At 61.8% G+C, this 26,255-nt stretch carries 24 protein-coding genes; 14 read left to right on the top strand and 10 right to left on the bottom strand.

What is annotated here, in order from left to right:
* Positions 1–4 precede the first annotated feature (4 nt).
* Positions 5–919 carry an IS1595 family transposase gene (locus VIZ63_RS21495; RefSeq protein WP_331611849.1) on the top strand — a complete coding sequence of 305 codons (915 nt, stop codon included), beginning with the start codon at positions 5–7 and terminating at the stop codon, positions 917–919.
* A 614-nt stretch (positions 920–1,533) separates the two neighbouring features.
* On the opposite strand, the gene VIZ63_RS21490 is transcribed toward VIZ63_RS21495, so the two are convergent.
* The gene (locus VIZ63_RS21490) at positions 1,534–2,316 is read right to left on the bottom strand and encodes a DUF1828 domain-containing protein (protein ID WP_331611848.1); all 783 of its coding nucleotides are present in this window, start codon (positions 2,314–2,316) and stop codon (positions 1,534–1,536) included.
* Positions 2,317–3,178: 862 nt separating this feature from the next.
* On the opposite strand from VIZ63_RS21490, the gene VIZ63_RS21485 reads away from it, so the two are divergent.
* The 6 genes from VIZ63_RS21485 to VIZ63_RS21460 all read left to right on the top strand — a co-directional run bounded on the left by VIZ63_RS21485 (position 3,179) and on the right by VIZ63_RS21460 (position 10,230).
* Positions 3,179–4,672 (top strand): carboxypeptidase M32, encoded by a 1,494-nt coding sequence (locus VIZ63_RS21485; protein ID WP_331611847.1) that lies wholly within the window; start codon positions 3,179–3,181, stop codon positions 4,670–4,672.
* Positions 4,673–4,788: 116 nt separating this feature from the next.
* Complete coding sequence (gene ttcA / locus VIZ63_RS21480; protein ID WP_331611846.1) at positions 4,789–5,613, top strand: tRNA 2-thiocytidine(32) synthetase TtcA; 825 nt, start codon at positions 4,789–4,791, stop codon at positions 5,611–5,613.
* Complete coding sequence (locus VIZ63_RS21475) at positions 5,613–6,128, top strand: alpha/beta hydrolase (protein WP_331611845.1); 516 nt, start codon at positions 5,613–5,615, stop codon at positions 6,126–6,128. Before ttcA ends, VIZ63_RS21475 begins: the two co-directional genes overlap by 1 nt.
* Before the next feature lie 58 nt (positions 6,129–6,186).
* Positions 6,187–6,399 carry a hypothetical protein gene (locus tag VIZ63_RS21470; RefSeq protein ID WP_331611844.1) on the top strand — a complete coding sequence of 71 codons (213 nt, stop codon included), beginning with the start codon at positions 6,187–6,189 and terminating at the stop codon, positions 6,397–6,399.
* Positions 6,400–6,421: 22 nt separating this feature from the next.
* Positions 6,422–8,878, top strand: a complete 2,457-nt coding sequence (plsB, locus tag VIZ63_RS21465; protein ID WP_331611843.1) for a glycerol-3-phosphate 1-O-acyltransferase PlsB — start codon at positions 6,422–6,424, stop codon at positions 8,876–8,878.
* A gap of 176 nt (positions 8,879–9,054) precedes the next feature.
* Entirely contained in the window at positions 9,055–10,230 is a 1,176-nt protein-coding gene (locus tag VIZ63_RS21460; protein ID WP_331611842.1) for a phospholipase A, read from the top strand.
* Positions 10,231–10,237: 7 nt separating this feature from the next.
* Here the strand turns inward: VIZ63_RS21460 and arfB are convergent, their stop codons facing one another.
* Genes arfB through VIZ63_RS21440 form a run of 4 tightly spaced genes read right to left on the bottom strand, consistent with a single transcriptional unit; the run spans position 10,238 to position 12,752 of the window.
* Positions 10,238–10,654: an alternative ribosome rescue aminoacyl-tRNA hydrolase ArfB gene (gene arfB, locus VIZ63_RS21455; RefSeq protein WP_331611841.1), complete on the bottom strand. Its 417-nt coding sequence runs from the start codon at positions 10,652–10,654 to the stop codon at positions 10,238–10,240.
* On the bottom strand, positions 10,654–11,967 hold the full coding sequence (locus tag VIZ63_RS21450; RefSeq protein WP_331611840.1) for a mechanosensitive ion channel family protein: 1,314 nt from the start codon (positions 11,965–11,967) through the stop codon (positions 10,654–10,656). Before VIZ63_RS21450 ends, arfB begins: the two co-directional genes overlap by 1 nt.
* A 24-nt stretch (positions 11,968–11,991) precedes the next feature.
* Positions 11,992–12,216 carry a DUF465 domain-containing protein gene (locus tag VIZ63_RS21445; RefSeq protein ID WP_324317030.1) on the bottom strand — a complete coding sequence of 75 codons (225 nt, stop codon included), beginning with the start codon at positions 12,214–12,216 and terminating at the stop codon, positions 11,992–11,994.
* A 56-nt stretch (positions 12,217–12,272) separates the two neighbouring features.
* Positions 12,273–12,752: a DUF3301 domain-containing protein gene (locus VIZ63_RS21440; RefSeq protein WP_331611839.1), complete on the bottom strand. Its 480-nt coding sequence runs from the start codon at positions 12,750–12,752 to the stop codon at positions 12,273–12,275.
* Positions 12,753–12,831: 79 nt separating this feature from the next.
* Between VIZ63_RS21440 and yrfG the strand changes: the two genes are divergently transcribed.
* Positions 12,832–13,524 carry a GMP/IMP nucleotidase gene (gene yrfG / locus VIZ63_RS21435; RefSeq protein ID WP_331611838.1) on the top strand — a complete coding sequence of 231 codons (693 nt, stop codon included), beginning with the start codon at positions 12,832–12,834 and terminating at the stop codon, positions 13,522–13,524.
* A gap of 6 nt (positions 13,525–13,530) precedes the next feature.
* On the opposite strand, the gene VIZ63_RS21430 is transcribed toward yrfG, so the two are convergent.
* Positions 13,531–15,018, bottom strand: a complete 1,488-nt coding sequence (locus VIZ63_RS21430; protein WP_331611837.1) for a DEAD/DEAH box helicase — start codon at positions 15,016–15,018, stop codon at positions 13,531–13,533.
* A 395-nt stretch (positions 15,019–15,413) separates the two neighbouring features.
* Here VIZ63_RS21430 and trxA point away from each other — a divergent pair, with 395 nt between their 5' ends.
* The 3 genes from trxA to VIZ63_RS21415 all read left to right on the top strand — a co-directional run bounded on the left by trxA (position 15,414) and on the right by VIZ63_RS21415 (position 19,297).
* On the top strand, positions 15,414–15,743 hold the full coding sequence (gene trxA, locus VIZ63_RS21425; RefSeq protein WP_331611836.1) for a thioredoxin TrxA: 330 nt from the start codon (positions 15,414–15,416) through the stop codon (positions 15,741–15,743).
* 215 nt (positions 15,744–15,958) lie between these two features.
* Entirely contained in the window at positions 15,959–17,215 is a 1,257-nt protein-coding gene (gene rho / locus VIZ63_RS21420; RefSeq protein WP_331611901.1) for a transcription termination factor Rho, read from the top strand.
* Between the two features lie 222 nt (positions 17,216–17,437).
* Positions 17,438–19,297 carry a bifunctional diguanylate cyclase/phosphodiesterase gene (locus VIZ63_RS21415; protein WP_331611835.1) on the top strand — a complete coding sequence of 620 codons (1,860 nt, stop codon included), beginning with the start codon at positions 17,438–17,440 and terminating at the stop codon, positions 19,295–19,297.
* Between the two features lie 225 nt (positions 19,298–19,522).
* Here VIZ63_RS21415 and VIZ63_RS21410 read toward each other — a convergent pair whose 3' ends face one another.
* Both VIZ63_RS21410 and VIZ63_RS21405 read right to left on the bottom strand, forming a co-directional pair.
* Positions 19,523–20,845, bottom strand: coding sequence for a M20/M25/M40 family metallo-hydrolase (locus VIZ63_RS21410; RefSeq protein ID WP_331611834.1), 1,323 nt, complete (start codon positions 20,843–20,845; stop codon positions 19,523–19,525).
* Positions 20,846–21,022: 177 nt separating this feature from the next.
* Positions 21,023–22,438 carry a PLP-dependent aminotransferase family protein gene (locus VIZ63_RS21405; RefSeq protein WP_331611833.1) on the bottom strand — a complete coding sequence of 472 codons (1,416 nt, stop codon included), beginning with the start codon at positions 22,436–22,438 and terminating at the stop codon, positions 21,023–21,025.
* A 117-nt stretch (positions 22,439–22,555) separates the two neighbouring features.
* On the opposite strand from VIZ63_RS21405, the gene VIZ63_RS21400 reads away from it, so the two are divergent.
* Together VIZ63_RS21400 and VIZ63_RS21395 are read left to right on the top strand one after the other, a co-directional pair.
* A complete protein-coding gene (locus VIZ63_RS21400; protein WP_331611832.1) occupies positions 22,556–22,762 on the top strand; it encodes a hypothetical protein in 207 nt (68 codons plus the stop codon).
* Positions 22,759–22,959, top strand: a complete 201-nt coding sequence (locus VIZ63_RS21395) for a twin transmembrane helix small protein (RefSeq protein WP_331611831.1) — start codon at positions 22,759–22,761, stop codon at positions 22,957–22,959. Before VIZ63_RS21400 ends, VIZ63_RS21395 begins: the two co-directional genes overlap by 4 nt.
* Before the next feature lie 16 nt (positions 22,960–22,975).
* Here VIZ63_RS21395 and VIZ63_RS21390 read toward each other — a convergent pair whose 3' ends face one another.
* Positions 22,976–23,566, bottom strand: coding sequence for a YhgN family NAAT transporter (locus VIZ63_RS21390; RefSeq protein WP_331611830.1), 591 nt, complete (start codon positions 23,564–23,566; stop codon positions 22,976–22,978).
* Positions 23,567–23,627: 61 nt separating this feature from the next.
* On the opposite strand from VIZ63_RS21390, the gene gorA reads away from it, so the two are divergent.
* A complete protein-coding gene (gorA, locus tag VIZ63_RS21385; RefSeq protein WP_331611829.1) occupies positions 23,628–24,968 on the top strand; it encodes a glutathione-disulfide reductase in 1,341 nt (446 codons plus the stop codon).
* Positions 24,969–25,095: 127 nt separating this feature from the next.
* Here gorA and VIZ63_RS21380 read toward each other — a convergent pair whose 3' ends face one another.
* The gene (locus VIZ63_RS21380; protein WP_331611828.1) at positions 25,096–26,040 is read right to left on the bottom strand and encodes a TIGR01777 family oxidoreductase; all 945 of its coding nucleotides are present in this window, start codon (positions 26,038–26,040) and stop codon (positions 25,096–25,098) included.
* Positions 26,041–26,255: the final 215 nt, after the last annotated feature.

The following is a 26,255-nucleotide window of genomic DNA, read 5'->3' as shown; positions in this document are numbered from 1 at the left end:
GAAAATGCTTACGGCCCCGCACTTCCAAGACGAGAACAAAGCCCGCGAATACCTTGAAGCGATCCGCTGGCCGGATAGTCCTGTCTGCCCTCACTGTGGCGTCATTGGCAATCATTACCGTCTTGAAGGCGAAGCCCATCGTCCGGGCCTGCTGAAGTGCAAAGACTGCCGTAAGCAGTTCAGCGTAACCGTGGGCACCGTGTTCGAGCGCTCCAAGATCCCGCTGTCCAAGTGGCTCATGGCCGCTTACCTGCTGTGTTCCAGCAAGAAGGGCATGAGCAGCCACCAACTCCACCGCACGCTTGGCGTGACCTACAAGACTGCATGGTTTCTCACTCAGCGCATTCGCGAAGCGATGCGTGAAGAGAACGGCGGACTGATGGGCTCCGGTGGCGGCGTTGTCGAAGCCGACGAAACATTCGGCAACGAACGCAAACCGCGCCGTCAGGGCAAGAAAGGCCGTGGCTACCAGCACAAGACCAAAGTCCTGACGTTGGTTGAGCGTGGCGGCAAGGCCCGCTCCTTCCATGTGCCGAACGTCAACGCAGCGACGCTGGCTCCGATCCTGCGTGAGCAGATTTCAGCAGACGCCAAGCTGATGACCGACGAAAGCTCTGCCTATACGCTGGTAGGTCGCGAGTTTGCATCGCACGGCTTTACTTCTCACGGCATCGGTGAGTACGTCCGTGGTGACATTCACAGCAACACGGTCGAAGGCTACTTCAGCATCTTCAAGCGCGGCCTGATGGGCACGTACCACCACATCAGCGAAGCGCACTTGAAGCGCTACCTCTGTGAGTTCGATTTCCGCTACAACCACCGCACGGCGCTTGGCGTTGACGATGCTGCACGCACCGTCGCAGCGCTGAAAGGCATCAGCGGGAAGCGATTAACCTATAAGAGATCTGACCAAGCCTGAACTGGTCAAATCGAAGCGAGTCGCCGAAGAAGTGAAAGCGGCGATTCGCGAAATCCTATACATGCACTGGATTAATGGCGGCGACTGAAGAATCCTGCGCTGACCCCAGAACATGAGCCTCAACTATCCCAGCTGAGAAGTAATCGCAAACATCGCGCGGGGTAAGCTCGTGCTCCTGCGCGTACTGCGAGATTCGTGACAAAGCATTTTCGATGGTAGGCACATCCGAAACGGAGTCCATATGCGAACCTCAAAACAAACGAGGCAAACGGGTAAGTTCAACGCACTAGGTTCTGACGGGAGAACCTATGTCGTCATCGAGTTAACCGAGTTCCTCAACACCACTACCCAAGAGAGTGCGACGACAGAGTGGCTTGAAGGACTCAAGGCTTATCGCCTAGGCGATGGCGGCGCCGTAAACAGACACTCCGATACCGAGTTCACTGTCGTTTCGACTGGTGTCCAGCTTAAGCGGCAGCAATAAGTCCGCTACTTGGCGGGCTTCTCTTTCTTCGGTTGCTTGCGCTTTGCCTTTGCTGGCTCGTGAGGCTTCGGCGGAGTGCTTAGCATTCTGCGTAACACGTCATCGAATTGCGGCATTTCTTGTTTCTTGTTCAAGAAGCCTTCCTCAGAGTCTCACGCACGATGCGATCAAGCGCCGCGCCCTCATCGCCTCGATAGCTTGGCACTGCTGTAAGGCGATTTGAGGCTCGCTGACGAATTTTCTTCGACAGCCCTGGTTGGTTCTCCGTTTCCAGCAGAGCAATCACTGAAAGCTCAGTCATGACTTCATGGCGTGCAACCAGATCAAGAATGATTGCTTCCGACAGGTTCGCATCGGACGTGCCGAAAAAAAGCGCCACTGGCGGGCTACCAACAGCCTGAAGCACAACGTCGGCGGGATACTGCGCCAGCTCAAGTGATACTGGTGCATCCTCTAATATCGTTGCGCGATCTCCAACTCTTGCGCGCAACTCGCGAATAACCTCTTCCTTAAATGTGCTAGCAACTCGCTCCTTTACAAGGAGCGTTAAGTCTTGCAAGCGAAGCATGAATGCGACGAAGCTCAAAGCCTTCTTTGGCAGTTCATCGTCATGCAGTGGAGAAGAACGCAGGACCTGCTCGTCTTCGTCAAACTCAAGTCCATACTCATTCAGCAAGTCCCGGAAGGCTTGCGCGCGTGACGAGAGGCTGATATCTGCGCCCGCAGATTCAAGGTTGAAGATTGTTAGCCCATCATCCTGAATCCAGCGTCGGCCATCGCGATCCGGGTTTGAAACATAAAAGCCAATCGGGTCTCCCATCGGACCAGCGAAGCCAGTCCCAACGGCGAGACCAAACGGAACTTGATTGACTGTAACGTCTTCGCAGAACGCTTTGCATAGCTCGGCTTTCATGCGAGTAGATCCTCATCGAGCCTGTCCAACCTGAATACCCGAATCGCTACCAAGAAGGCACGATCGTCATCCGGTGGAAAATCAACCCTGCGGTGCTTCGCCATCCCTTTAGGAATGCGCGAATGTACCTCGGTGTTCAGGCGTCCTGCTATGACTTCGTCCTCATGCCCGCAAGCAGTATGAACATGCCACCCCGGGTGGGTGCCGTGATACTCATATCGGACCAAGACCGCCATATCCTGATCTCGTTCGTGCCCAAGAAAAGCAAGGTACTTCTGGAGGTCAGCGCGGTACAGAACCCAGACGCGAAAACGTTCCGCTCCAACGTTGAAACGGCAGATGCGCCACCGATACTGGGGGCTTAGCGAGTAACGGGCATCCCTCATTTTGGACAATGGGAAGTCCCTGCGTGGCACCTTACCGCCGGTCTGCCACGACCCCCAGTCAACATCGGTCTTTATTCCTCGCAGTACTTCCTTTATCCGCATGCCTGAAGGGTAACACCCTACGGGACGGGTTTGTTAAGTATATAACTGCCATTAAAAAAGGCCAGTGGAAAACCACTGGCCTCAAAGGGAACGTCCAAAGCGCCCGAAAGCGCTCGCAGGAGGACGTTCATTCAGACTATGTCGCGGGCGGCTGGTTCCATGGTCGCGCACATTAATTCTCTGAAATGGGTCCGTAGGTAATTCGCCCGCAAATTGACGGATCGTTAGGAATCTCTAACCGATTACTGGGGTATCCGGATCGGGCCCCCATGCCGGGTTGCTAGACTCCGGCTCAGTTCCCCGTCGGAATCGTCTGCCAGCGTCCGAGCTCTTATTCGTGGACGCGGCCGCGTCCCGTTGAGTGAGTGAAACCCATGGCCCTGAGCCCGTATCAGCAGTTGGAACAAGAATTCCGCCGCCTGCATGCCTTCCGCAGTGCCGCGAGCATCCTGCGATGGGATTCCGCGGTGATGATGCCTCGCGGCAGTTCAGACCTGCGTGGCGAGCAACTGGCGGCCCTGGAGACCGAAAGCCACGCCCTCCTGGTATCGCCCCGGGTGTCGCGCCTGATCGAACGTGCGGATGCCAATGCGCAGATGCTGGAGGACTGGCAGATCGCCAATCTCCACGAAATGCGGCGTGAGCGGGATCACTCCATTGCCACCCCGCGCAGCCTGGTCTCGCGTCTCGCCAAGGTGACATCGAAGGCGGAGGTGAAGTGGCTCGAGGCCAAGCAGAAGAGCGATTTTTCGATCTTTGCGCCGCACCTTGAGGAAGTGATCGGGCTGCTGCGTGACAAGGCGTCGCTGCTCGGCAAGGCGCTGAATCTCGACCCCTACGATGCGCTGGCCGATGAGTTCAGCCCGGGACTGCGCAGCGAGCAGATCGATACGGTCTTCACGGCGCTCGGCCGGCGACTGCCGGGCCTCATTCATGAGGTGATCGAGCATCAGGAGCGCCGGCCAGCGCTCGAAATTACCGGTCGCTTCAGCACCTCCAAGCAGCGTGGGCTGGCCACCGAGCTGATGAAGGCTTTTGGCTTTCCCTTCGATCGGGGGCGCCTGGACGAAAGCGAGCATCCCTTCACCGGCGGTGCGCCTGGCGATATCCGTATCACGACCCGCTTCAGCGCCAGCGAGCCGTTGACCGGTCTGATGGGGGTGCTCCACGAAACCGGACATGCGATGTACGACGTGGGACTGCCCGAGGCTTGGCGCGGCTTGCCCGTCGGGCGCGATCGCGGCATGGCGATGCAGGAGAGCCAGTCGCTGCTGCTGGAAATGCTGATCTGCCGCAATCGTCCGTTCCTGCAGTACCTGAAACCGCTGCTGGAGAAGGCATTCGGTGTCTCAGGGCCTGAATGGGAGGTCGAGAACCTGTATCGACTCCTGACCCGGGTACGCCGCAGCCTGGTCCGCGTCGACGCCGACGAAGTGACGTATCCGGTCCATATCCTGCTGCGCTATGAACTGGAAACCGAAATTCTCAGGGGTGAGTTGCGGGTGAAGGATCTGCCCGAAGTCTGGAATACCCGCATCGAGGATCGTCTCGGAGTGCGGCCATCGAACGATAGCGAAGGATGCCTGCAGGACGTGCACTGGGCCGTCGGCTCGTTCGGCTACTTCCCGTCGTATGCCATGGGTGGGGTGATCGCTGCCCAGCTGTACGAGAGCCTGCGTGCCGATCGCCCGGAACTCGATCAGGAAATCGCGGCCGGCCACTTCGCCGGGCTTTTCGACTGGTTGAAGCAGAACGTCCATGGACTCGGCGCCAGCATCAGCATGCCGGAGCTGATCCAGCGGGCCACGGGCAAGCCGCTGACGGCCGCCGCCTGGCTACGGTACGCGGAAGGGAAATATCTGGAATAGGCCGGCTGGCTCGCTGGCCAACTGGCAGACTGGCCAGAGCAGGACTTAGCCGTACAATTCAGCGCAATTTCTGGCCAGTTGGCCAGCCGACCAGTCAGCCAGCAGGCCACAAATCGATGTCCGCCCTACCCGAACCCTCCAACAATTTCCGACGCCTGCAGGCCCGCCTGCGCGGCGAGGTCGGCAAGGCGATCGAAGACTTCGGGATGATCGAGGCGGGCGATCGGGTCATGGTGTGTCTGTCGGGCGGCAAGGACTCTTACACGCTGCTCGATATCCTGTTGTCGCTGAAGCGCAGTGCGCCCGTCCACTTCGACCTCATCGCCGTGAATCTCGATCAGAAGCAGCCCGGCTTTCCTGCCCATGTGCTGCCGGACTACCTCACCGCGCTCGGCGTGCCATTCCATATCATCGAGCAGGACACCTACTCCGTCGTCAAACGCGTCATCCCCGAAGGCAAGACGATGTGCGGGCTGTGTTCGCGTCTGCGCCGTGGCGCGCTGTATCGTTACGCCGCGGAGAATGGCATCACCAAGATCGCACTGGGTCATCACCGCGATGACATCGTCGAGACGTTGTTCCTGAACATGTTCTTCGGCGGCAAGCTGAAGACGATGCCGCCCAGGCTGCGGTCCGAGGACGGCAAGCACATCGTGATCCGACCGTTGGCCTACGTGGCTGAATCGGACATCGAGCGTTATGCGCGCGTCCGGGAGTTCCCGCTGATTCCCTGCACGCTGTGCGGCTCGCAGCAGAACATGCAGCGTGTCGAGATCAAGAAAATGCTGCGGGAGTGGGAGGGGCGTTATCCCGGACGCACCGAATCCATCTTCTCCAGCCTGCGCAATGTCGTGCCGTCGCATCTGGCAGATCCGGGCATCCACGATTTCAGTCTGCCAGCCAAGTCCGAGCCGGGCGATGCCGGAATCCTGGATCAATGATGAGTGATGAATCCAGGCCGCTCGTGGTGTTCTCGCATGGTCTCGATGGCGAACCCTGGGGCACGAAGATCGTGGCGCTCGCGAAGGTCGCGAAAACGCACGGTCTGCCCGTCGAGTCGGTCGACTATCGCGGTATGGAAGCGCCGGTGCGTGTAGAGAAGCTGCTCAGTGTCGCGAAGGAGCTGGCGCAACCGTTGATCCTCGTCGGCTCCAGTCTCGGCGGACACGTGGCCGCGTCAGTGTCGCAACTCGTGCCGACCCGCGGCATGTTCCTGATGGCGCCCGCATTCTTCATGCCGGGGTTCGAGCAGTACACGCCGGTGCCGGCAGCCTGTGCCATAGACATCGTGCACGGCTGGAATGACGATGTCGTGCCGGCGCAGAACAGCATCCGCTTTGCGCAGCAGTACCGCGCGACGCTGCACCTGATCGATTCGGATCATCGACTGACCGCGAACCTCGATGAGGTCTGCAGTCTGTTCGATCTGTTCCTGCGTCGCCTGGGTTGCGTGTAGTCAGGGCGGAATGGCGATGCGGTACTATCGCGGCTTCCAAATCATGCAAGGTAGCGTCATGACCGACCTGCAGCGACTGGGCCTGGCAACCCTCTGCGCATGTTTCCTCGCGGGCTGTGGCAGTTCGGAACGGCCCGAGCCGCCGCCGGTTGAGGACACGGCGTTCGGCGAGATGGTCGGTACCATCGACAAGGCCCATGGAGTCCAGGACACGGTCGACGCGCAGAAGCAGCAGACAGATCAGCAGATCGATGCCGCTGAAGGGCAGTAGTCCGCGCAGGCTATCGACACCGATGGTTGATCAGTCTGGCTGGGACCGTTTTTCCCTCGCACTGTTGCGCACGCCCATTTCCGTCTGGGCCCGGCCGCACGTGCTTCCTGAGGATCTGCGCAAGCGCTACGCGAATCATCCGCGACCCATCTGCTACGTGCTCGATCGACGCAGCGTGGCCGACATGGTCGTGCTGGAAAAGGTTGCGCAGGCCCAGGGCCTGCCGGACCCGTTGCAGGCGCTGAAGCCGCCGCTGCCGGCGCAATCCGTCTTCTCTCTCGAACGTTCCGCGGGGTTCTGGGGCAACCGGGTCGACCGGCGCATTGCCGAGACGTTGCGTGAGTTGGTGGCTGCGGTGTCTGCCGATGCCCGTCTCGATGTGGACCTGATCCCCGTCAGCATTCTGTGGGGCCGCGCTCCCGACAAGGAAGCTTCGTGGTTCCGCCTGATGTTGTCGGAAACCTGGGAACGCGTCGGCCGCTTTCGCCGCATGCTGTCGGTGATCGTGAACGGCCGTAATCTGTTCGTGCAGTTCGGCGAGCCGGTGTCGGTGCGGGGCCTGTTGGAAGTTGGCGTCGAGCCGCAGCGCGCAGTGCGGCGCGCGGCACGCGTGCTGCGTACGTCATTGAGCCGGCAGCGTGCGGCGGCGATCGGGCCCGATCTTTCGCATCAACGCACGATCCTCACCCAGGTGCTGCGTGCCAGCGCCGTGCGCCGCGCGATGAGCGATGAAATGCGCTCGAAGAAAATTACGCGGCGTGAGGCGTTGCAGACGGCAACCGGCTATGCAGAAGAAATCGCCGCCAACTACTCGCACGTCTTCGTCGCCATCATGGCGCGGGCACTGACCTGGTTCTGGACCCGGCTCTACGACGGGGTGGAGTTGCACAACTTCAATCAGCTGCAGCAGATCGTCGATGGCAATGAAGTCGTCTACGTGCCGTGCCACCGCAGTCACATCGACTACCTGCTGCTGTCCTACGTCATCTACTACAAAGGCTACGCAGTGCCGCACATCGCGGCGGGCATCAACCTCAACATGCCAGTCGTCGGTCGCTTCCTGAGGCGCGGCGGCGCATTCTTCATGCGGCGTAGCTTCAAGGGCAGCGCGCTCTACACGATGGTGTTCATGAAGTACCTCGGCCTCATGATGGCGCGTGGTCATTCGATCGAATACTTCGTCGAGGGCGGACGCAGCCGCACGGGGCGACTGCTGCCGGCCAAGACCGGCATGTTGTCGATGACGTTGCGCAGCTATCTGCGTGAGCCGAAGCGACCGATCGTTTTTCTGCCGGTGTACTTCGGTTACGAGCGGTTGGTCGAAGGCAAAACCTACGTCGGCGAGCTCTCGGGTCAGCCGAAGGAGAAGGAATCGGTCCTCGGGATGCTGCGGACATTGCCGGCCCTGCGTAAGCGCTTCGGCAAGGTGCATGTCAGCTTCGGCGAACCGGTGCATCTCAATGAGATTCTGCAGGCGCATGCGCCGGATCACCTGCCCGGGCAGGTGGAGAAATCGGAAAGGCCGCCCTGGCTCTCCGCGGCGGTCGACGATCTGGCAACGCGCATCATGATGAACATCAACAGCGCGGCGTGTGCGTCGCCGATCAACCTGCTTGCGCTGACGTTGCTGGCCACGCCGAAGCAGTCGATGCTGGAAGCCGATCTGGCGCGACAGGTCGAGATGTACGCCTCGCTGCTGCGTCAGGCGCCGTACTCGCCGCTGGTGTGGGTGACCGACATGGACGGCGCGTCGATGATCAGGCATGGCGAGCGCATGGAAGTCCTGCAGCGGCTCCAGCATCCGCTCGGCGATGTCATGAAGATGACGGAAGAGACGTCAGTGCTCATGACCTACTTCCGCAACAACGTGCTGCACCTGATGGCGCTGCCGTCGTTGATCGCCTGTTGTTTCCTGAATAATCGCACCATGCGCGGCGAGGATGTCCAGCGTCTGATGCGCCGCATCTATCCCTATGTCCGCGATGAGCTGTCGTTGCGCTGGAGCGAGTCGGAAGTCGAGGCGGCCGTCCTCGAGGTGCTGGACGATCTCGCCAATCACGGCTTGATCGAATCGCTCGAAGACAACACGCAATGGCGCCGTCCCCCGACGGGCTCATCCGAAGCGGTGCAGCTGTCCGTGCTCGCGCACATCACCGTGCCGATCATCGAGCGTTACTATCTGGCCATCGCCATCCTGCTCAAATCGGGCAGCGGGCGTATCACGCAGGAGGCGCTCGAATCGCAATGCAGGCTCATGGCGCAACGCATGTCGCTGCTGCACGAACTGAACTCGCCAGAGTTCTTCGACAAGGCGTTGTTCAAGAATTTCATCGACCTGTTGCGGACGCGCAAGGTCATCGAGGTCAACGGCGAAGGCCGGCTGGTCTTCAGCGAGGTTCTCGAGGCGGTCGCCGGGGATGCTCAACTGGTGCTGCACGAGCAGATCCGCAACAGCATCCTGCAGGTGACTCACGCGTGAGCCATCCCCGCCGACCAACGCAAGTCCCACGGGGAAATCCCGCGGGACGCGGGCGAGGATCCATCCCGGCGCGCTGCGCCCTCTAGTTGGGTTCCCGCCTGCGCGGGAACGACGAAGGTCCTCGCGCGTCATCCCGTGCAGGCTCGGATCCGTTCTTTCCCTGAGTGACACAGCCCATGCGTATCATTTCTGCCGTACTTCTGCTGCTGGTCGCCTCCGTCGCACGCGCAGACATCGTATTGTCGGCGCGGTCGCCGCGCGTTCCGGCGGGTGGCGCGATCGAACTCGTGATGACCGTCACCAATGACGACGCGCAGCCGCTGACGCTGGAGCTGCCCGAAACAATTCACGTGCGGTTGGAAACAGCATCCGCAGTCAGCACACTCGAGTTCGCGCCCGATCTCGCAGGTCCGATCTCGGTTGCTCCGCGCGAGTTCGCCCGGATACGACTGCGGGGGAACGTGCCAGGCGGTGTGCAGGGGCCGGTGACGTTGTCGTCGACCGGACTCAATGCGAACGCCCTGGTGGTGCAGGTCGAGGGTGAAGTGCCCGCGAGCCCACGGCCGGCCGACGCAGCACCGCCCACGCCGGCGAGTCCACCGGTCGCGAGTCGTTTGGTCGACAAGCCTCCGCCCCTGGCGGTCTCCGTCTATGAGCCGATTTTCTTCATCGTCGGTGGCGATGGCGGTTTGAACTCCAAGTTCCAGATCAGCCTGCGCTACCGGCTGTTCGACGGGGATGGCCCGCTCGCGCAACGGCTGCCTTGGCTCGACGATCTGTACCTGTCGTTTTCGACGACGTCTTTGTGGGACCTGGGAGAGTCATCGAAGCCGTTCACCGACTCGAGCTATCGGCCGCGTCTGTTCTATGCGAACTACGACCTTGGCCGGGCCATGGATGGACGGCTGCGGTTCGGCATCGAAACCGGCTTCGGTCACGAGTCGAATGGCAAGGACGGGGACGAGTCGCGCAGCTTCAACATGCTCTACGCGCGTCCCACGGTGAGCTTCGGTGATCCGGACGGCTTGCGCGCGTACATCGGACCGCTGATCCACAATTACATTGCCGACGATGAGAATCCCGACATCAAGGACTATCGTGGCTATGTCGACTGGATGATCGGCGTCGGCAGTCGTGGCGGCCTCGACTTCTGGGCAACCCTGCGCCGCGGCACGCGCAGCGGCTACGGCAGCGCCGAATTGAATCTGTCGTATCCGCTATCGAAACTCAGTCGCGGCGATCTCACCGGTTGGCTGATGCTGCAGTACTTCGGTGGCTATGGCGAAAGCCTGCTGCATTACCGCGAAAAACTGGATTCGCAATTACGGCTCGGGGTCGCTATCGCCCTGTAGCGGGCATTCAATCGTCGCGACCGACCCGTCCGCGAGTCTGTTTCACCTGTCCGCGCTGCTGTTTCCCCTGCAGCCGACGCTCCTTGGAGGCCCGGGTCGGCTTCGTCGCGCGGCGAATTTTTGGCTCGATGGACGCCTGCGCGACGAGTTCCTCGAGGCGTTCCATTGCATCGCGCCGATTGTTTTCCTGAGTCCGGAATCGCTGCGCGGAGATGACGATGACGTCCTCGTCCGTCAGGCGGCGACCGGCGAGCGTGCGCAGGCGGACACGAACGCGATAGGGCAATTGCGGCCATTCTTTCAGGTCGCAGCGCAGCTGCACGGCGCTGGCGACCTTGTTGACGTTCTGGCCGCCCGGCCCGCTGGCGCGGATGAATTTGATATCCAGCGCCGCGTCGGGCGGCTGCAGTGTCGCCGCGGACATCACGTGGGATCCAGATCGTCGGGTCTCTGCATTTCCACGCGGATCTCACGCTGCGCGACGGGGATGGTGAGGCCGTGCTCTTTGAACAGGCGCCAGATGGTGCGGTTCACATCGGAACGGACGTTGTTCACGCCTTCCTGCGGATCGGAAATCCAGAATCGCAGCTCCAGATCGAAGCCGTAATCATTGAAGCCCATGAGCCGCGCCACCGGGCCGGGGTCGCGCAGGATGCGGGCGTGACCCTCGGCGGCCTTGAGCAAGACTGCCAGCGCCGTTTCCGGATCGTCCTTGTAGCTCACGCGTACCGGCAGTTTGAGGCGCACGCGCGGATCGGTGTAGCTCCAGTTGATCACCGGGTTGGTGATCAGGTGCTGGTTAGGCACCAGGGTTTCGACGCCGTCGCGATCGCGCACGACCACGTAGCGACCGCGCAATTCCTGCACCCAGCCGAAGCCTTCGGTGCTCGTGCCTGTCGTGCCGGTAAAGCTGATGACGTCGCCGGGTTTGATCGAGCGATCCATCAGCAGTACGAAGCCGCTGATGAAGTTGGCGACGATGGCTTGCAAGCCAAAGCCCAGGCCCACGCCGATGGCGCCGGTGAGGACGTTGAGGGTCGTGAGATCGAGGCCGGCCGCATTGAGGCCCAGCAGAATGGACAGGCCGATGAGGAAGGTCTGCGAGAACTTCGCGATGCCGATGCGCATGCTGAGCGCGAGCCCCTGCATTGCCATCAGCCGCTGTTCGAACCAGCGCGCGGCCCACACCGCGATCAGGATGAAGATGCCGACGGTGAACAGCAGCTTCATCACCGACCACAGCGTGATGCGTGACCTGTCGGTCTTGAGGCCGACGCTGTCGAGCGCCTGCACCAGCGGCTCGAACCAGCCCAGCACATGCAGCGCCAGAATGAGCCAGACGACCAGGGTGATCGTGTTGCCCCAGCCCTTGGTGCGATTACCCAGCGACAGGCGCACCAGGTAGACGACTACGCGAATCAACAGCAACAAGCCCGCCAGCGTGATCGCGAGATCGACGATGTTGCTGCGGATTTTCAACGCGTGCAGTGCGCCGCCGAACGCCGCGATCAGGACGAGTGCCGCGAGGTGCGGGCTGGCAATGAGGAACATTTCGGTGAAGCGCGCCTGAAAGCCGGGCTGCGCCAGCGCGGCACGGGCGCGATCGGTGCCGACCACCTGTCGACCGAACCACCAGGCGAGCATTACAGCGATCGCGACGGCGCTGAGCTGCACGAGCGAATTGGTGGTGAGCAGGCCTTCGAGGCTGTGGCCGATATTGCGCAGCAGTTCCTGCATTGCCCTTGGACGAAGTTGTTCTTGCTAGGCGTTGAGATCGGGGATCAGCTGGCTTTCGAGCCGCGCGATCTGGTCCTTGAGCAGCAGCTTGCGCTTTTTCAGGCGGCGCAACTGCACTTCATTCACGTACAGATCCATCTGCAGGCGATTGATGACGTCGTCGAGGTCGCGATGCTCGATCCGCAAGTCGCGCAGACGTTCCAGACGTCGGAAGGTCTCGGTTTCAACGTTGTTTTCCGATTCGCTCATCGCGGCGGTACTTTATATAACCCGACCGGTTACAGCCACAGGCTCGTCCCCGCGCATCAGCGACGCTGATCGCCGCGATCTTCGCGGCTTGGGTGAGGTGTCGGGGCAGTCGGTCGGTGCTGCGACCGCCACTCATCGAGTTGCAGCACATTCGACGAGCGCTCGAACGATTCCAGCGGATAGACCGGAGTCTCGACCGTCCGCTGTATGGCGGGACGCGCCGGTTCGCCTTGGGCGTATCCCACGGTTTCGACGCGATGTCCGCTGAGAACGACAAATCCCTGCAAACGCTCGATGCTGTTGGCCGTGTAGTCGAACACATAGGTGCGACGCAATGTGAATCGCCCACTGCCGTTGCGCGTCCAGCCGATCCTGGCGAACGCGGCGGTGCCGTCGAGGAATTGCAGGCTCAGTCGCTCGCAGGCTTCCATCGCGGCTGCATTCGCGCGTTCGCGCGCTGCCAGGCTGTCCTGCCAGAACCACGCAAGCGCAGCGGCGGCAATGACGAAAACAAGCGCAGTCCAGCTGAGAAACATTGCAGGCTCTGGATGATTCCGGGAAAGCGGCGACCGATGCCGGTGGCGGAAAAAGCGGAGCCGCTATGATACGGCTTCCATGGACACCATACCGACCTCTTTGCCGATACAGCCGCTGCGACCTCGATGGTCCCAGATCGACACCGTGTTGCTCGATATGGATGGCACGTTGCTCGATCTGCAATTTGACAATTATTTCTGGCTGCAGCTCGTGCCGGAGCGCTTTGCCCAGCGTCATGCGCTGACACTGGATGTCGCGCGACAGATACTGGCGCCGCGATTTGCTGCGCGACAGGGAACACTAGACTGGTACTGCACGGATTTCTGGAGCCGCGACCTCGATCTCGATATCGCCGGTCTCAAGCACCAGGTGCGCGAGCGTGTGAATTATCTGCCTGGTGCGGAATCGTTTCTCGCGGAGATGCGTCGCCGCGGTTTGCGCACGGTCCTGTTGACCAATGCGCATCGCGATGCCCTGCGGGTGAAGGATGCACAGAGCGGATTGACCCGCTATTTCGACGTCGTCGTCAGTTCGCACGACTACGGCATGCCGAAGGAGTCTGCCGGTTTCTGGAATCAGGCCCAGTCGCAGATTGGCTTCGATCCGGCCCGCAGCCTGTTCGTCGATGACAGTCTGGCGGTGCTGCGCGCCGCCAGAGTGCATGGCATCGCGCAGGTGTTCGCAATCTCCAGTCCTGATTCGGCCGGTGCACCGCGTGAAGTGACGGAGTTTCCCGCGGTGGTTGGCATCGCCGACCTGCTCGACGACTAGCGAGCGTTATTCGCTGGTGGGCGTTGGCGCATCCGCCTGACCACCTGCGCCGGGCTTGGGGCCGCGACGACGTCGCCGCCGACGCTTCGTGCCATCCCCTTGGGTTTCGGCGGAGGCTTCCTGCGGCGCCGCCGGAGTCTTGGGCACATCGGCGCGGGGCGGAGGAGGGGCCGATGGTGTGTGCGGTCGCTGTTGCGAAGCGCCATGACGCGGGCGCGGGCCGCTCCTCGGCCGACCACCGCCACCATTCTGGCCGGGGCGTCCGCCGCTACCGCCGCGGTGTGGGCCCGAAAAGCGTGGGCGACGCGGGGGTATCGTGATTTCAGGCAGCGTTTCCCGTTCTACGGTGGCCACCGGCAGCTTGCGATTGATGTAGGCTTCGATGTCCGGCAGCGACATGACGTATTCCTCGCAGCCGAAACTGATCGCGTCGCCTTCTGCGCCAGCGCGCGCCGTGCGGCCGATGCGATGCACGTAGTCTTCCGGATCCTGCGGCAGGTCGTAGTTGAAGACGTGGCTCACGTCCGGAATGTGCAGGCCGCGCGATGCGACGTCGGTACCGATGAGCACCGCCAGCGTGCCTTCGTGAAAATCGCGCAGCATGCGCAGGCGCTTGCGCTGCGGCACGTCGCCGGAAATGGCTTCGGCATTGATGCCATTGCTTTGCAGCAGGCCTTCGATTTCTTCCGCCGCACGCCGCGTGTTGACGAATACCATGCTGCGGCGCGGATCCATTTGTTTCAGCAATCCAATCAGCAGCCGCGGCTTCTCGTCGTTGGATGGGTAGTAGATGACCTGGCGGATGCGCTCCACCGTCATCTTGTCCGGCTCGATGCGCACCAGCGTCGGATCGTTCATGTGCTCGTAGGCGAGTTCGAGGACGCGCTGCGATAACGTTGCCGAGAACAGCATGTTCAGGCGCTGATCCGGCGCCGGCAATCGACGCAGGATGTAGCGGATATCGGCGATAAAGCCGAGATCGAACATGCGATCGGCTTCGTCCAGCACCAGGACCTGCACGCAGCTCAGATCGATGACCCGCTGCTTGAAGAAATCGATGATGCGGCCAGGCGTGCCGATCAGGATGTCCACACCCTGTTCCAGGTGATGCTTCTGCTTCTCGTAATCGACGCCGCCGAATGCCAGCCCGAGGCGCAGGCCGGTGTGCGAACCCAGTGTTTCGGCATCACCGTGGATCTGGACCGCCAGTTCCCGCGTTGGGGCAACGATCAAGGCGCGTGGCCCACTCAGGCTCTTAGAGGCGGGCACCGGCTCGCGCATCAGTCGCGCGTACAGCGCGACCAGGAATGCTGCGGTTTTGCCCGTGCCTGTCTGCGCCTGCCCCGCAACATCCATGCCGGCGAGAGCCTGCGGCAGGGTCTGGGCCTGGATCGGCGTGCAGCGTTCGAAAGACGCATCGGCCAGCCCTTTTTGCAGCGTCTCGGGGAGGTGCAGGCTGGAGAAGGATAGTTCAGTCAGGTGTGAATCAGACATTGAGTGCGATGAGGGACCGTGTGGTGGATAAGGGAAAATGTTTGGTTGGTCTCGGCCGTGAATGCGGGAAGCGGAGGCTTGCAAATTGAAATGGGCCCGGTTCTAATAAGCCCAACGCAGCGGACTCATCCGCGCCCGCCCCGACCGGAATACCGGCACCAAGCGACTCCTCGTTGAAACAAGACCCCCTTGGGGTTGGTTCGCTCAACTACTTGGCTTTCGAGCACGAGCACCGCGCAGCTAACAGTCCACGGAAACTTAACCGCCATCATTGTGCCCGACCGAGCACAGACAGTCACTAAATACGGTCCCATCCCCCGCCGACTCAAAGATTCCCTTTTTCCCCGTCCTATAGCGAATCTTCCATCGATCGAACGATTTGAGGAGACCTCCTGGTGAGCAGCGACACGATTAAGCACGTCACCGACGCGAGCTTCGAAGACGATGTGCTCAAGTCCGGACAGCCGGTTCTACTGGATTTCTGGGCCGAATGGTGCGGTCCGTGCAAGATGATTGCGCCGATGCTCGACGAGATTGCGGACGAATTCAAAACCAAGATCACGATCGCGAAGATCAATATCGACGACAATCCAAAGATACCGCAGCGCTTCAATGTCCGCGGTATCCCGACGCTGATTCTCTTTAAAAATGGCCAGGTCGAAGGGCAAAAAGTCGGTGCCCTGCGTAAAGCGGATCTGGCCGCATTTCTGGAAAGCAAACTGTGAGAGGCTATCTCGGTAATCAGGCCCGCAACCGTCCAGGCGGTGGTGGTGGTGGTGGTGGCAACAAGGGCGGCGGTCGTCAGAACCGCGGCGGCAACAGTGACGGCAACCGGGGCAACCAGCGGCAGCCGCAACACGACGACCTGCCGATCGACGATTTCGATGCCGATGACGTAGGGATCATTTCCCCATCGGAACTGGCCGCGTCGCGGCAGTCGATGAACCTGACCCAGCTCAAGCTCAAACCTGTCTCTGAGCTGGTCGAAGTTGCGCAGAAGATGGGGCTCGAGAATCTTGCCCGCTCGCGCAAACAGGACATCATCTTCTCCATTCTCAAGGCGCATGCGCGCAGTGGCGAAGACATCTACGGCGATGGCGTGCTGGAAATCCTGCAGGACGGCTTTGGCTTCCTGCGTTCCGCCGACAGCTCCTACCTCGCCGGCCCGGATGACATCTACGTCAGCCCGAGCCAGATCCGGCGTTTCAATCTACGCACCGGCGACTCGATCTCCGGCCTGATCCGTCCGCCGAAGGACGGCGAGCGCTACTTCGCGCTGCTGAAGGTCGGTGAAATCAATTTCGATTCACCGGAAGGCGCCAAGCACAAGGTTCTGTTCGAGAACCTGACGCCGCTGCATCCCACCAAGCGTTTCAAGCTGGAGCGGGGCAATGGGTCGAGCGAAGACCTGACGGCACGCATCATCGATCTGGTCGCTCCGATCGGCAAAGGCCAGCGCGGCCTGATCATCTCGCCGCCGAAGGCCGGTAAGACGATGTTGCTGCAGAACATCGCCAGTTCGATCACCTCGAATCATCCCGACGTCTACCTGATCGTGCTGCTGATCGATGAACGTCCGGAAGAAGTCACCGAAATGACCCGCACCGTGCGTGGCGAAGTGGTGTCGTCGACCTTCGACGAACCGGCAACGCGCCACGTCCAGGTCGCCGAGATGGTGATCGAGAAGGCCAAGCGCCTCGTCGAGCACAAGCGCGACGTGGTCATCCTGCTGGACTCGATCACACGTCTGGCTCGCGCCTACAACACGGTCGTGCCGAGCTCCGGCAAGGTGCTGACCGGTGGTGTCGATGCGAATGCATTGCAGCGACCAAAGCGCTTCTTCGGCGCGGCCCGCAATATCGAAGAGGGCGGCTCGCTCACGATCCTGGCGACGGCGCTGATCGACACCGGTTCGCGCATGGACGACGTGATCTACGAGGAGTTCAAGGGCACGGGTAACTCCGAAATTCACCTTGATCGTCGTGTGTCCGAGAAGCGCGTGTTCCCCGCGGTGAACATCAACCGTTCCGGCACGCGCCGCGAAGAACTCATCACGTCGCCGGAGGAGCTGCAGAAGATCTGGATTCTGCGCAAGTTGCTGCATCCGATGGACGAACTGGCGGCGATCGAGTTCCTCATCGACAAGATGAAGGACACGAAGACCAACGGCGAATTCTTCGACGCGATGAGGCGTTGACCTGTTCTGGATCGGCTGCCGGAAAACCCCGGCGGCCGATCTTCGGGTGCCCCGCGAGCCCATTCCTTCCGTTGCGCAGCACGCCGGCTGTGCGCCTCTTCACATATTCTCAAAGGCAGAGGGAATTCTCCTGTCAGGGCGAACCCTGATGCGATCGGGTTCTCAGACCGGCAACCGGCCGGATCGTAAGTTACGGCCCCAGTAATGGCCGACACCCGCCCCATGTCCGACCCTCGTCCGGATTCGCCCACCCTGCGTCTGCGCAGGCTGGATGCCTCGACCTATGAGCTGACCGAGCTCATGCGTGATGGGCGTCTTGCAACGCTGTTCCAGCCCATCATCGATCCACGTTCGCGCGGCGTCTGCGGCTTTGAATCGCTTACCCGGGGCCCGTCCGACAGCTGGCTGCATTCGCCCCAGAACCTGTTCGAAGCGGCGCGGCGCGCTGGCGTCAAGGTCGAGCTCGATTTCGTCTGCATGCAGAACGCGTTCAAGCGCTTCGTTGCCGCGCGCGTCGCCGGGCAGTTGTTCATCAACGTGTCGCCCGACAGCATCTACGAAGATCCGAGCTTCGCCACGCGTTTCCTGCGATACGTGCACGAGGCCGGCTTTGCGCCGAACCGCTGCGTCATCGAACTCACCGAAGAAAGCCTTCTCGACGACTATGCACGCCTGCGCACGGCGCTGCAGGGCTTGCGCGAGGCAGGATGCGCGATCGCTATCGACGATCTGGGCGCCGGGTCGTCTGGCCTGCGCACGTGGTCCGAGCTCAAGCCGGATTTCGTGAAGATCGATCGCTACTTCGTCAGCGGGATCGATGCCGACAAGACCAAGCTCGAGTTCGTGCGATCCATTCTTGATGTGGGCCGGGCCATTGGTTGCCGCGTGATCGCCGAAGGCGTGGAAACCGAACGCGAGTGCCGTGAACTCGTCGATCTCGGTGTCGATCGTCTGCAGGGCAACCTGCTGGGTCGGCCGAATGCCGCACCCATGGTGGTGTTGCAGCAGGTCGAATCGCTGGATCGCACCATTGGCGTGACCACCAGCACGATCTGCGCCGAGCACATCGCGGTCCATGTGCCGCCGGTGCCGCCCGATGCGCGCATCAGCGACGTTGCGGATCTTTTCCATCAGTCACCCGAGCAGCAGACGCTCGCCGTCGTTCGTGACGGCCGGGCGGTCGGCGTCGTGCGGCGCAACGACCTGTTCGCCCTGCTGGCCAAGCCGCTGCATCCCGAGATCTACAACAAGAAGCCGGTATCGACCGTCATGGAGTCGCCGACGTTGCTGATCGACGGTCAGTTGCGACTCGAGCAGGTCAGTCGCCTGGTGACGCAGAAGGGCCGGATGCGCCTGACGGAAGAATTCGTGATTACCCGCGACGGGCTGTATCAGGGCCTCGGACAGACGATCGATCTGTTGCGCCTCATCACCGAACAGCAGTTACAGACCGCCAAGCACTCGAACCCGCTCACACTGCTGCCCGGCAATGGCGCGGTGCGCAGCTGCGTCGACCGGCTCATCGAATCCGAACGTCGCTTCATCGTCGCCTACTTCGATCTCGACAGTTTCAAGCCCTACAACGATACGTTCGGTTACGCGCAGGGCGATCAGGTGATCCTGCATCTCAGTGGCCTGTTGAAGAGCGCGTTCTCGGCACGCCTGGATTTCGTCGGCCACATCGGCGGAGATGACTTCGTCGTCGTGATGCGTTGCGCCGATTGGCGCGAACGAACACGCCGGGTCATCGATCAGTTCGCCGACACGGTCAGCGGTTTCTACTCGCAGGAACAGGCAGCCATCGGGCATATCACCACGGCCGATCGCGAAGGCAATACCCGGGATTTCCCGCTGCTCACGCTCTCGGTGGCAGCGCTCGATTCCGCCACGGTTGGTGCAACCAGCGCGGACGCCATCGCGCATCTGCTCGCACACGTAAAGAAGCTGGCGAAGCTGCGTACGGGCAACAGTTTTGTCCTGCGTAGTCGCGAGCGGGTCGTCGACCTCATGCAGGCTCAGGCGGCGCCGCTGCATCTCACCTCCGATACCGACGTCCTCATGCCGGAGCAGATGGTGGGGTAGGAGGCAGGCGACGGCACGCTGTTGCGTGCAGGAAGGCCTTCGCAGGTAAGCCGCGAGGAAGCGGCAGGATGGCCGCGAAGCCCGGCAGGTCAGAATTCAAATCCGTCTTCAGTGGCCCGAGCTTGCCGCTTCTTCGCGGCCCCCTTGCTGCGGCTTCGCAGCCGTCCTGCGAAGGCCCGCCTGTGACCAACGGGAATCCCACGGGGCTGACGAAGTCAGCCTCTTCTACTTCTTGCCCAGCCGATAGAGCAGCACCGCCAGTCGCTGCGCCTGAATCTGCAGTGTGCGCAGGTCCGCAAATTCCGTCGGCGTATGTGAATCGCCGCCCTTCAGGCCCAGCCCGTCGATCGACATCTCGACGTGATCGGCGGCGAATGAAACGTCAGCTGCTCCCGCGCGACGCGGATCGACGGCAGTGACCGGACCGAAACCCAGGTCACGGCTGACCTGGTCGTAGATGCCCAGCAAGCGTTCGTTGCCTTTTGTCGGCGCCATCGGCGGGTAGCCTTCGTCGAAGGTGATTTCGGCGCTGGTCTGCGGCAGATGCGCCGCGACGATGGCTCGCATCTTCTCCTGCGTGCGACTGATCTGTTCCGGCGTGATCGCGCGCAGGTCACCAGAGGCCACGGCGACGGGCGCGACGATGTTGTCCTTGCCCGATGCCTTGCCCTGCAGCGGTTCCGGCAGGTACTCCACCTGGGTACTGCCGATGACGAGGCCCGGATTGAACGTGAGCAGTTCTTCGCCCCGCAGCTCCGTGTAGAAGCTGTTCAATATGCGCGCCAACTCGTAGATGGCGCCTGCGCCGACTTCCTCGCTGAAGACCTGCGAGGAGTGTGCCGTCTTGCCGCTCGCCTTGATCTGCCAGCGGCCGGAGCTGCGACGCGCGGTAACCGCGGTCTTCGTGTTGTCGTCGGCGTTTTCCAGGCCGATGGCGATGTCTGCCGCCTTGGCGGCGTCGATGAGCGTCGCACGCGCTGCAGCGAGCGGCGCACCGGAATCTTCTTCGTCGCCGTGCAGGACCACGGTGAGATCCAACCGATCGAGCACGCCTGCGTGCTTGAGCGACGACAGGGCGGCCAGCGCAACGACGACACCACCTTTCATGTCTGCCGTGCCAGGCCCGCGCACAATGTTCTCGTCGACGCGTTCAAAGCGCTGGAAGGGACTGTCGGGCTCGAACACGGTATCCAGATGACCGATCAACAGAACGTGCGGCTTCTTGCTCTTTCCCTTGCCCTTGCGCTCGGCCACCAGATGGCCGGCACGACCGAACGGAGTGCCATCGACCCAGTGGGTCTGGAAGCCAAGGGCGGCGAAGTGCGGCTGGAAGACATCGCTGACCGCGCGCACGCCCGCGAAGTTCATGGTGCCGCTATTGATATTGACGACCTGTTCCAGCAGCGCGACGGCGGGTGCCTGCTGTGTTCGAACGTGATCGACGATGGCTTGCTCTGATCTGTCGGGCAGGGATTGCCCGAGCAAGGGACCGGCGAAGATGAGCGCGGCGAGCGACAGCAGCAGGTTCGGACGCAGGCGGCAGGGCATAGCGGAATCCCGTCTCGTTAAACACGCGGCATGATACGTCACCGCCTCGCCGGTGATCATTCAATGATCCCCGGATACCCTGGCGCCAGCATCGAGCGAGCCACGGAGGCGCAGTTGCTGCCGCTCCCGTTTCGTCGTGAACTTGCCTGCGTCACACGTCAACAGCTGTGATCGCTTTCATTGCCGCGCCAGTTGCGTCGCCAGCGCGCCTACTGTCTTGAGTGCCGGCTCGCAGCGGGAATCGTCCGGGTGTCCGTAATTGATGCGAATGCAATGGTGGTAGCTGTCGGATGCAGAGAACAGATGTCCAGGCGCGGTGCTGATGCGCTGCGCGAGTGCGAGTTTGTGCAGTTGCAGGGCATCCACGCGTCGCGGCAGTTCCACCCACAGGAAGTAGCCGCCTTCGGGACGCGTGATCCGTGTGCCTTGCGGAAAGTGCTGCGCGATCAGGGTCGCGGTGGTATCGCGCTGTCGTGCAAGCGCTTGTCGCAGCTTGCGCAGGTGGCGATCGTAGCCGCCGTGGTCCAGGTAGCCGCATAAGGCTTGCTGCGAGGGAATCGCTGCCGACAAGGTGGTCATGAGCTTGTTGCGTTCGATCTGCTGTGCGAACCGACCGGCCGCGGCCCAGCCCACGCGGTAACCGGGCGCGAGGCATTTCGAGAACGACGAGCAGTGCATGACCAGACCACGTCGATCGAAGGCCTTCGCGGGACGGGGACGGCTCGCAGTGAAGTACAACTCTGCGTAGACGTCGTCCTCGATCAGCGGTACGTCGTGCTTCGCCAGCAGCGCGACCAATGTCTGTTTCTTTTCTTCCGGCATCAGGCTGCCGAGCGGATTCTGAAAATTTGGCATCAGCCAGCAGGCTTTGACGCGGCGCCGTTCCAGTGCTTTTGCGAGCGCGTTCAGATCGATGCCATCCGTCGGATGCGTGGCAATTTCCAGCGCCTTGAGGCTCAGGCGTTCGAGAGCCTGCAGCGCGGCGTAGAACGTCGGCGATTCGACTGCCACGACATCGCCAGGTCGCGTCACTGCGGCCAGGCAAAGGTTCAGCGCCTCCAGTGCACCGTTGGTGACGACGATTTCATCGGTCGCAACATGCATGGCGTCGATCGCGTAGCGCCGCGCAATCTGCTGTCGCAGGTGGATGTTGCCTGGCGGCAGATCGTCCACGATGCGTTGCGGATCGAAGTGCCGCATGCCGCGAGCCAGGTGACGCGCCAGCGTCTGCAGTGGAAAGAGCGTGGCGCTGGGAAACGCCGACCCCAACGGCACGACGTCGTGGTCCCGCGTCGAGCCGAGCACATCGAAGACCAGATCGCTGATTTCCACCGCTGTCGAGCGCCGCTGCGGGCGTGAGGCGGCAGGAGTGTCAGGCTGTGCCTTGCGCTGGCTGACGTAGTACCCGGAGCGCGGACGCGCTTCGATCAGGCCGCGGGCTTCGAGCAGGTAGTACGCCTCGAAGACCGTCGCGGGGCTGATGCGCCGATTCGCGCTGGCCAGTCGCACGGAGGGCAGGCGATCACCGGGGCGCAGCGTGCCCGTGCTGATCAGATCCGCGACTTCGGCTGCATAGCGTTCATAGCGCTTCATCGCCGCGAGAATACTGAAGTTGGCATGCTGCGCCCATCTGCTCCGGTTTTTCTGTATCGATCTGCATCTATCACATGCGGGGACGCGGCCTTACGCTTGAGTCTGTGGAGGTGAGTGATGCGTATAGCGAAACCATTGCTGCTGATCACGACACCGCTCGGGGTGATCGGCGGTGTGTATGAAGGTTACCGGCTTGCCGGCGGCCTGGTGTTTCTGATGGTGGCATTGCTGCTGATGATCACGGCTGCCATCGGGACCGTCGTAGCGACAGTGCGTCGTGAAGAGGCTGCAGAGCAGGCCCGACTGAAGGAGATCTCGCCATGAGAATATTCGTCGTCGTTTTGCTGCTGGCCATCGTCGCCAGCATGGGGCAGGCGCTGTTCGTCATGTCATCCGGTCCGACGACCTCGCCTCGCATGGTGCGGGCGCTGACCCTGCGTGTTGCTCTCTCTGTCGCCCTGTTCCTGTTCCTGCTGCTGGGCTGGCACCTGGGTTGGATCGAGCCGCATCAGGTCGGCTGATCCTGGATAGGCGGGGTCAGTGACGCATGAAGATCGCCGCCCCGTTCATCAGCATCTGCACGCTGATCATGACGAGCAGCATGCCCATCAGCCGTTCCATCGCGATCAGTCCGCGCTGGTGCAATACACGATAGAAGAACGGCGCTGCCAGCAGGATCACCGCCGTCAGGCCCCACGCCGCCGTCACGGCGATCCACAATTCCCAGGTCGCGCCCGGTTCGGTACGCTGTAACAATAACAGGGCCGCGAGCGTGGACGGTCCCGCGATCAACGGTATCGCCAGGGGCACAATGAACGGCTCGCCCTCGGGCGAATCCGCATACAGACCGCCCGGCGACGGGAAAATCATGCGCAATGCGATCAGGAACAGCACGATGCCGCCGGCAATGCTGATCGTTTCCTGGTCGAGGTGCAGCACCTGCAGGATATGCTGTCCCAGAAACAGGAATACCAGCAGCACGACGTACGCGATGAGGACTTCGCGGATCAGGATGATCCGGCGCCGGGCCGGCGACACGTCCTTCAGGATCGACAGAAAGACGGGCACGTTTCCCAGCGGATCCATGATCAGGAACAGAGTCACGATCGCGGAGGTTAGGTCTTCCATAGGCGGCCGATTCTTGCACGGATGAGGTTGCCGCAACATCGTCGGCAGCTGGAGGGCGAACGTGACGTACGACTATGACCTGTTGGTGATCGGCGCCGGTTCCGGCGGGGTACGTGCGGCACGGGCCGCGTCCGCGTATGGGGCGAAAGTGGCGATCGTCGAGGAGTACCGCATCGGCGGCACCTGCGTGATCCGCGGCTGCGTGCCCAAGAAGCTGCTGGTCTACGGCGCCCACTTCGCCGAGGACCTCGTGGACGCCGCGAATTTCGGCTGGTGCATCGAGGGCTCGCGCTTCGAATGGTCCACGCTGCGCGACAATGTACTCGCCGAAGTGACCCGACTGAGCAGCATCTACACCGACACCCTGACGACGCACGGCGTGACCATTCTGCACGGGCGCGCGGTGGTCACGGGCGCCAACACGGTCCGGTTGGAGCAACAGACGATCACGGCGCACACGATTCTCATCGCCACGGGCGCGCGGCCGGAGGTGGCGACGTTTCCCGGGCACGAGCATGCGATCACCTCGAACGAAGCATTCCATCTGCCCGAACTGCCGCAGCGGATACTGATCGTGGGCGCCGGCTATATCGCCAACGAGTTCGCTGGTGTGTTCAACGGGCTGGGATCGAAAGTCACGGTGGTCAATCGCTCAGACCAGATCCTGCGCGGCTACGACCAGCAGATCCGCGACCGCTTGCTGCAGATCTCGCTGTCGAAAGGCATCCAGTTTCTGTTCAACACGTCGATCGAGGGAATCGAAAAACAGGCCGGCGGCAAGCTCGCGGTCACGATGACTGACGGTATGACCCTGCCGTGCGAGGTCGTGCTGATCGCAACCGGCCGGGTACCGAATACCGACGGGCTGGGCCTGGAGAGCGCAGGCGTGCAACTCGATCCCAAGGGCGGCGTCTGCGTGGATGGCAACAACGTCTCGACCTGCCCCTCGATCTATGCGGTGGGCGATGTGACGAATCGCATTCAGCTCACGCCGATCGCGATCCGCGAGGGCCAGGCATTCGCCGATCTGGTGTTCGGCAACAAGCCGGGATGTGTCGACTATGACTGCATCCCCTCGGCTGTTTTCAGCCACCCGCCCCTGGCGGCCGTCGGCATGACCGAATCACAGGCGCGGACCAAACTTGGCGACGTGAAAGTTTTTATCGCGGATTTCCGTCCGATGAAGAACGTGCTGGCGGGGCGTGACGAGCGAGCGCTCTACAAGATCGTGATCGATGCAGCAACCGACCGGATCGTCGGTGCGCATCTGATCGGTCCGGACGCACCCGAGATCCTGCAGCTCATGGCAGTCGCCGTGAAAGCCGGTCTGCGCAAGGCGCAGCTCGACGAATGCATTGCCATTCACCCAACGATGGCGGAGGAACTGGTTCTGATGCGATAGAGACACGGAAAAAAGATTTCCACGGGGAACACGGGGAACACAGGGCAAACACCCTGAGATGGCATGTCCGGTTGATTTCTTCCGACCCGTGTGTCCCGGTGTGTCCCCGTGGAGAATTCCTCTTTCTTCACGCGGTCCCGTAAATCGCACTCAACGCACGCGCCGCCGTCGAGTAGCGGAACTCGAAGCCCAGTTCCTGCGCGCGACGAGGAATGACTCGCTGGCCTTCCAGCAGCAGCTGAGACATCTCACCCAGGCCGGCTTTTATGATCGCTGCAGGCACGTGCATCCAGATGGGACGGTGCAAGGCACGTCCGAGCAGACGATAGAATTCTTCATATCTCACCGGTTCCGGAGCCGTGCCATTGATCGCGCCGGTGTAGCGACCGTTGTCGAGGGTCTGCAGCAGCAGGCGGATGAGATCGTCGATGTGAATCCAGCTGAGCCAGTTGTGACCCGTGCCCAGGATTGCGCCCGCATACCAGCGTACGGGGCGGGCCAAGCGCGGCAGCGCGCCACCATCACCGCTCAGAACCACGCCGGTACGAATGCAGGTGACGCGCACGCCATCAACGGCGGCGGCGCACGCCGCGGCTTCCCATTCGCTGCACAGTCGACTTTGAAACATCGCCTGCGACGGCATGTTTTCGTCGAGGGGTTCATCGCCACGCACGCCGTAGTAGCCGATGGCCGAACCGTTGACCAGGACGGCCGGGCGGGGGTGTAGACGATGGCAGAGCTCGACGATCGCACGCGTGGTGTCGATGCGGCTGGCGAGTAGTTTCCGCCGGCGTGCCGCAGTCCACGGCAATCCGAGAATGCACTCGCCGGCCAGATTGACGATGCCATCGATGACGGTCTCGGCGGGCACTTCATCGAGCGATGCAACGACGTGAACCTTCGCGCCCAGTTGCCGCCGGGCATGGACAGGACGGCGCGCGAGGGCGATGACGCGGTCGCCGCGTCGCAGCAGGGGTTTGATCAGATGACTGCCGATGAACCCGGTCGCACCCGTGATCAACCAGGTGCGACCCATCGAGGGTCGCGGCAGCAATGGCGACGTTTCAGGCATTCGACTCATCCCTGACATGCCGGGCTCGCGGAGGCAGTATCGCGGAATTCGCTGCGCGCAGGGCTTCGACCAAATCTCCCTGCTCATACTGACAGGCGCGCAGCGCATCCGACATACGGTGTTCTACGCTCAGCCCGCGCGAGGCGCTTGCTGCTTTCCGTTCGCGGCCATCGATTCACCGACCCGTCGTCAGTGCTGGATCGCACGCGGGCAGC

The sequence above is a fragment of the Povalibacter sp. genome, assembly GCF_036520495.1.
In the GTDB taxonomy this organism is placed as follows: domain Bacteria; phylum Pseudomonadota; class Gammaproteobacteria; order Steroidobacterales; family Steroidobacteraceae; genus Steroidobacter.
The sequence above is the reverse complement of the archived record's forward strand: the minus strand, read 5'-3'. Positions and strand labels throughout refer to the sequence as shown.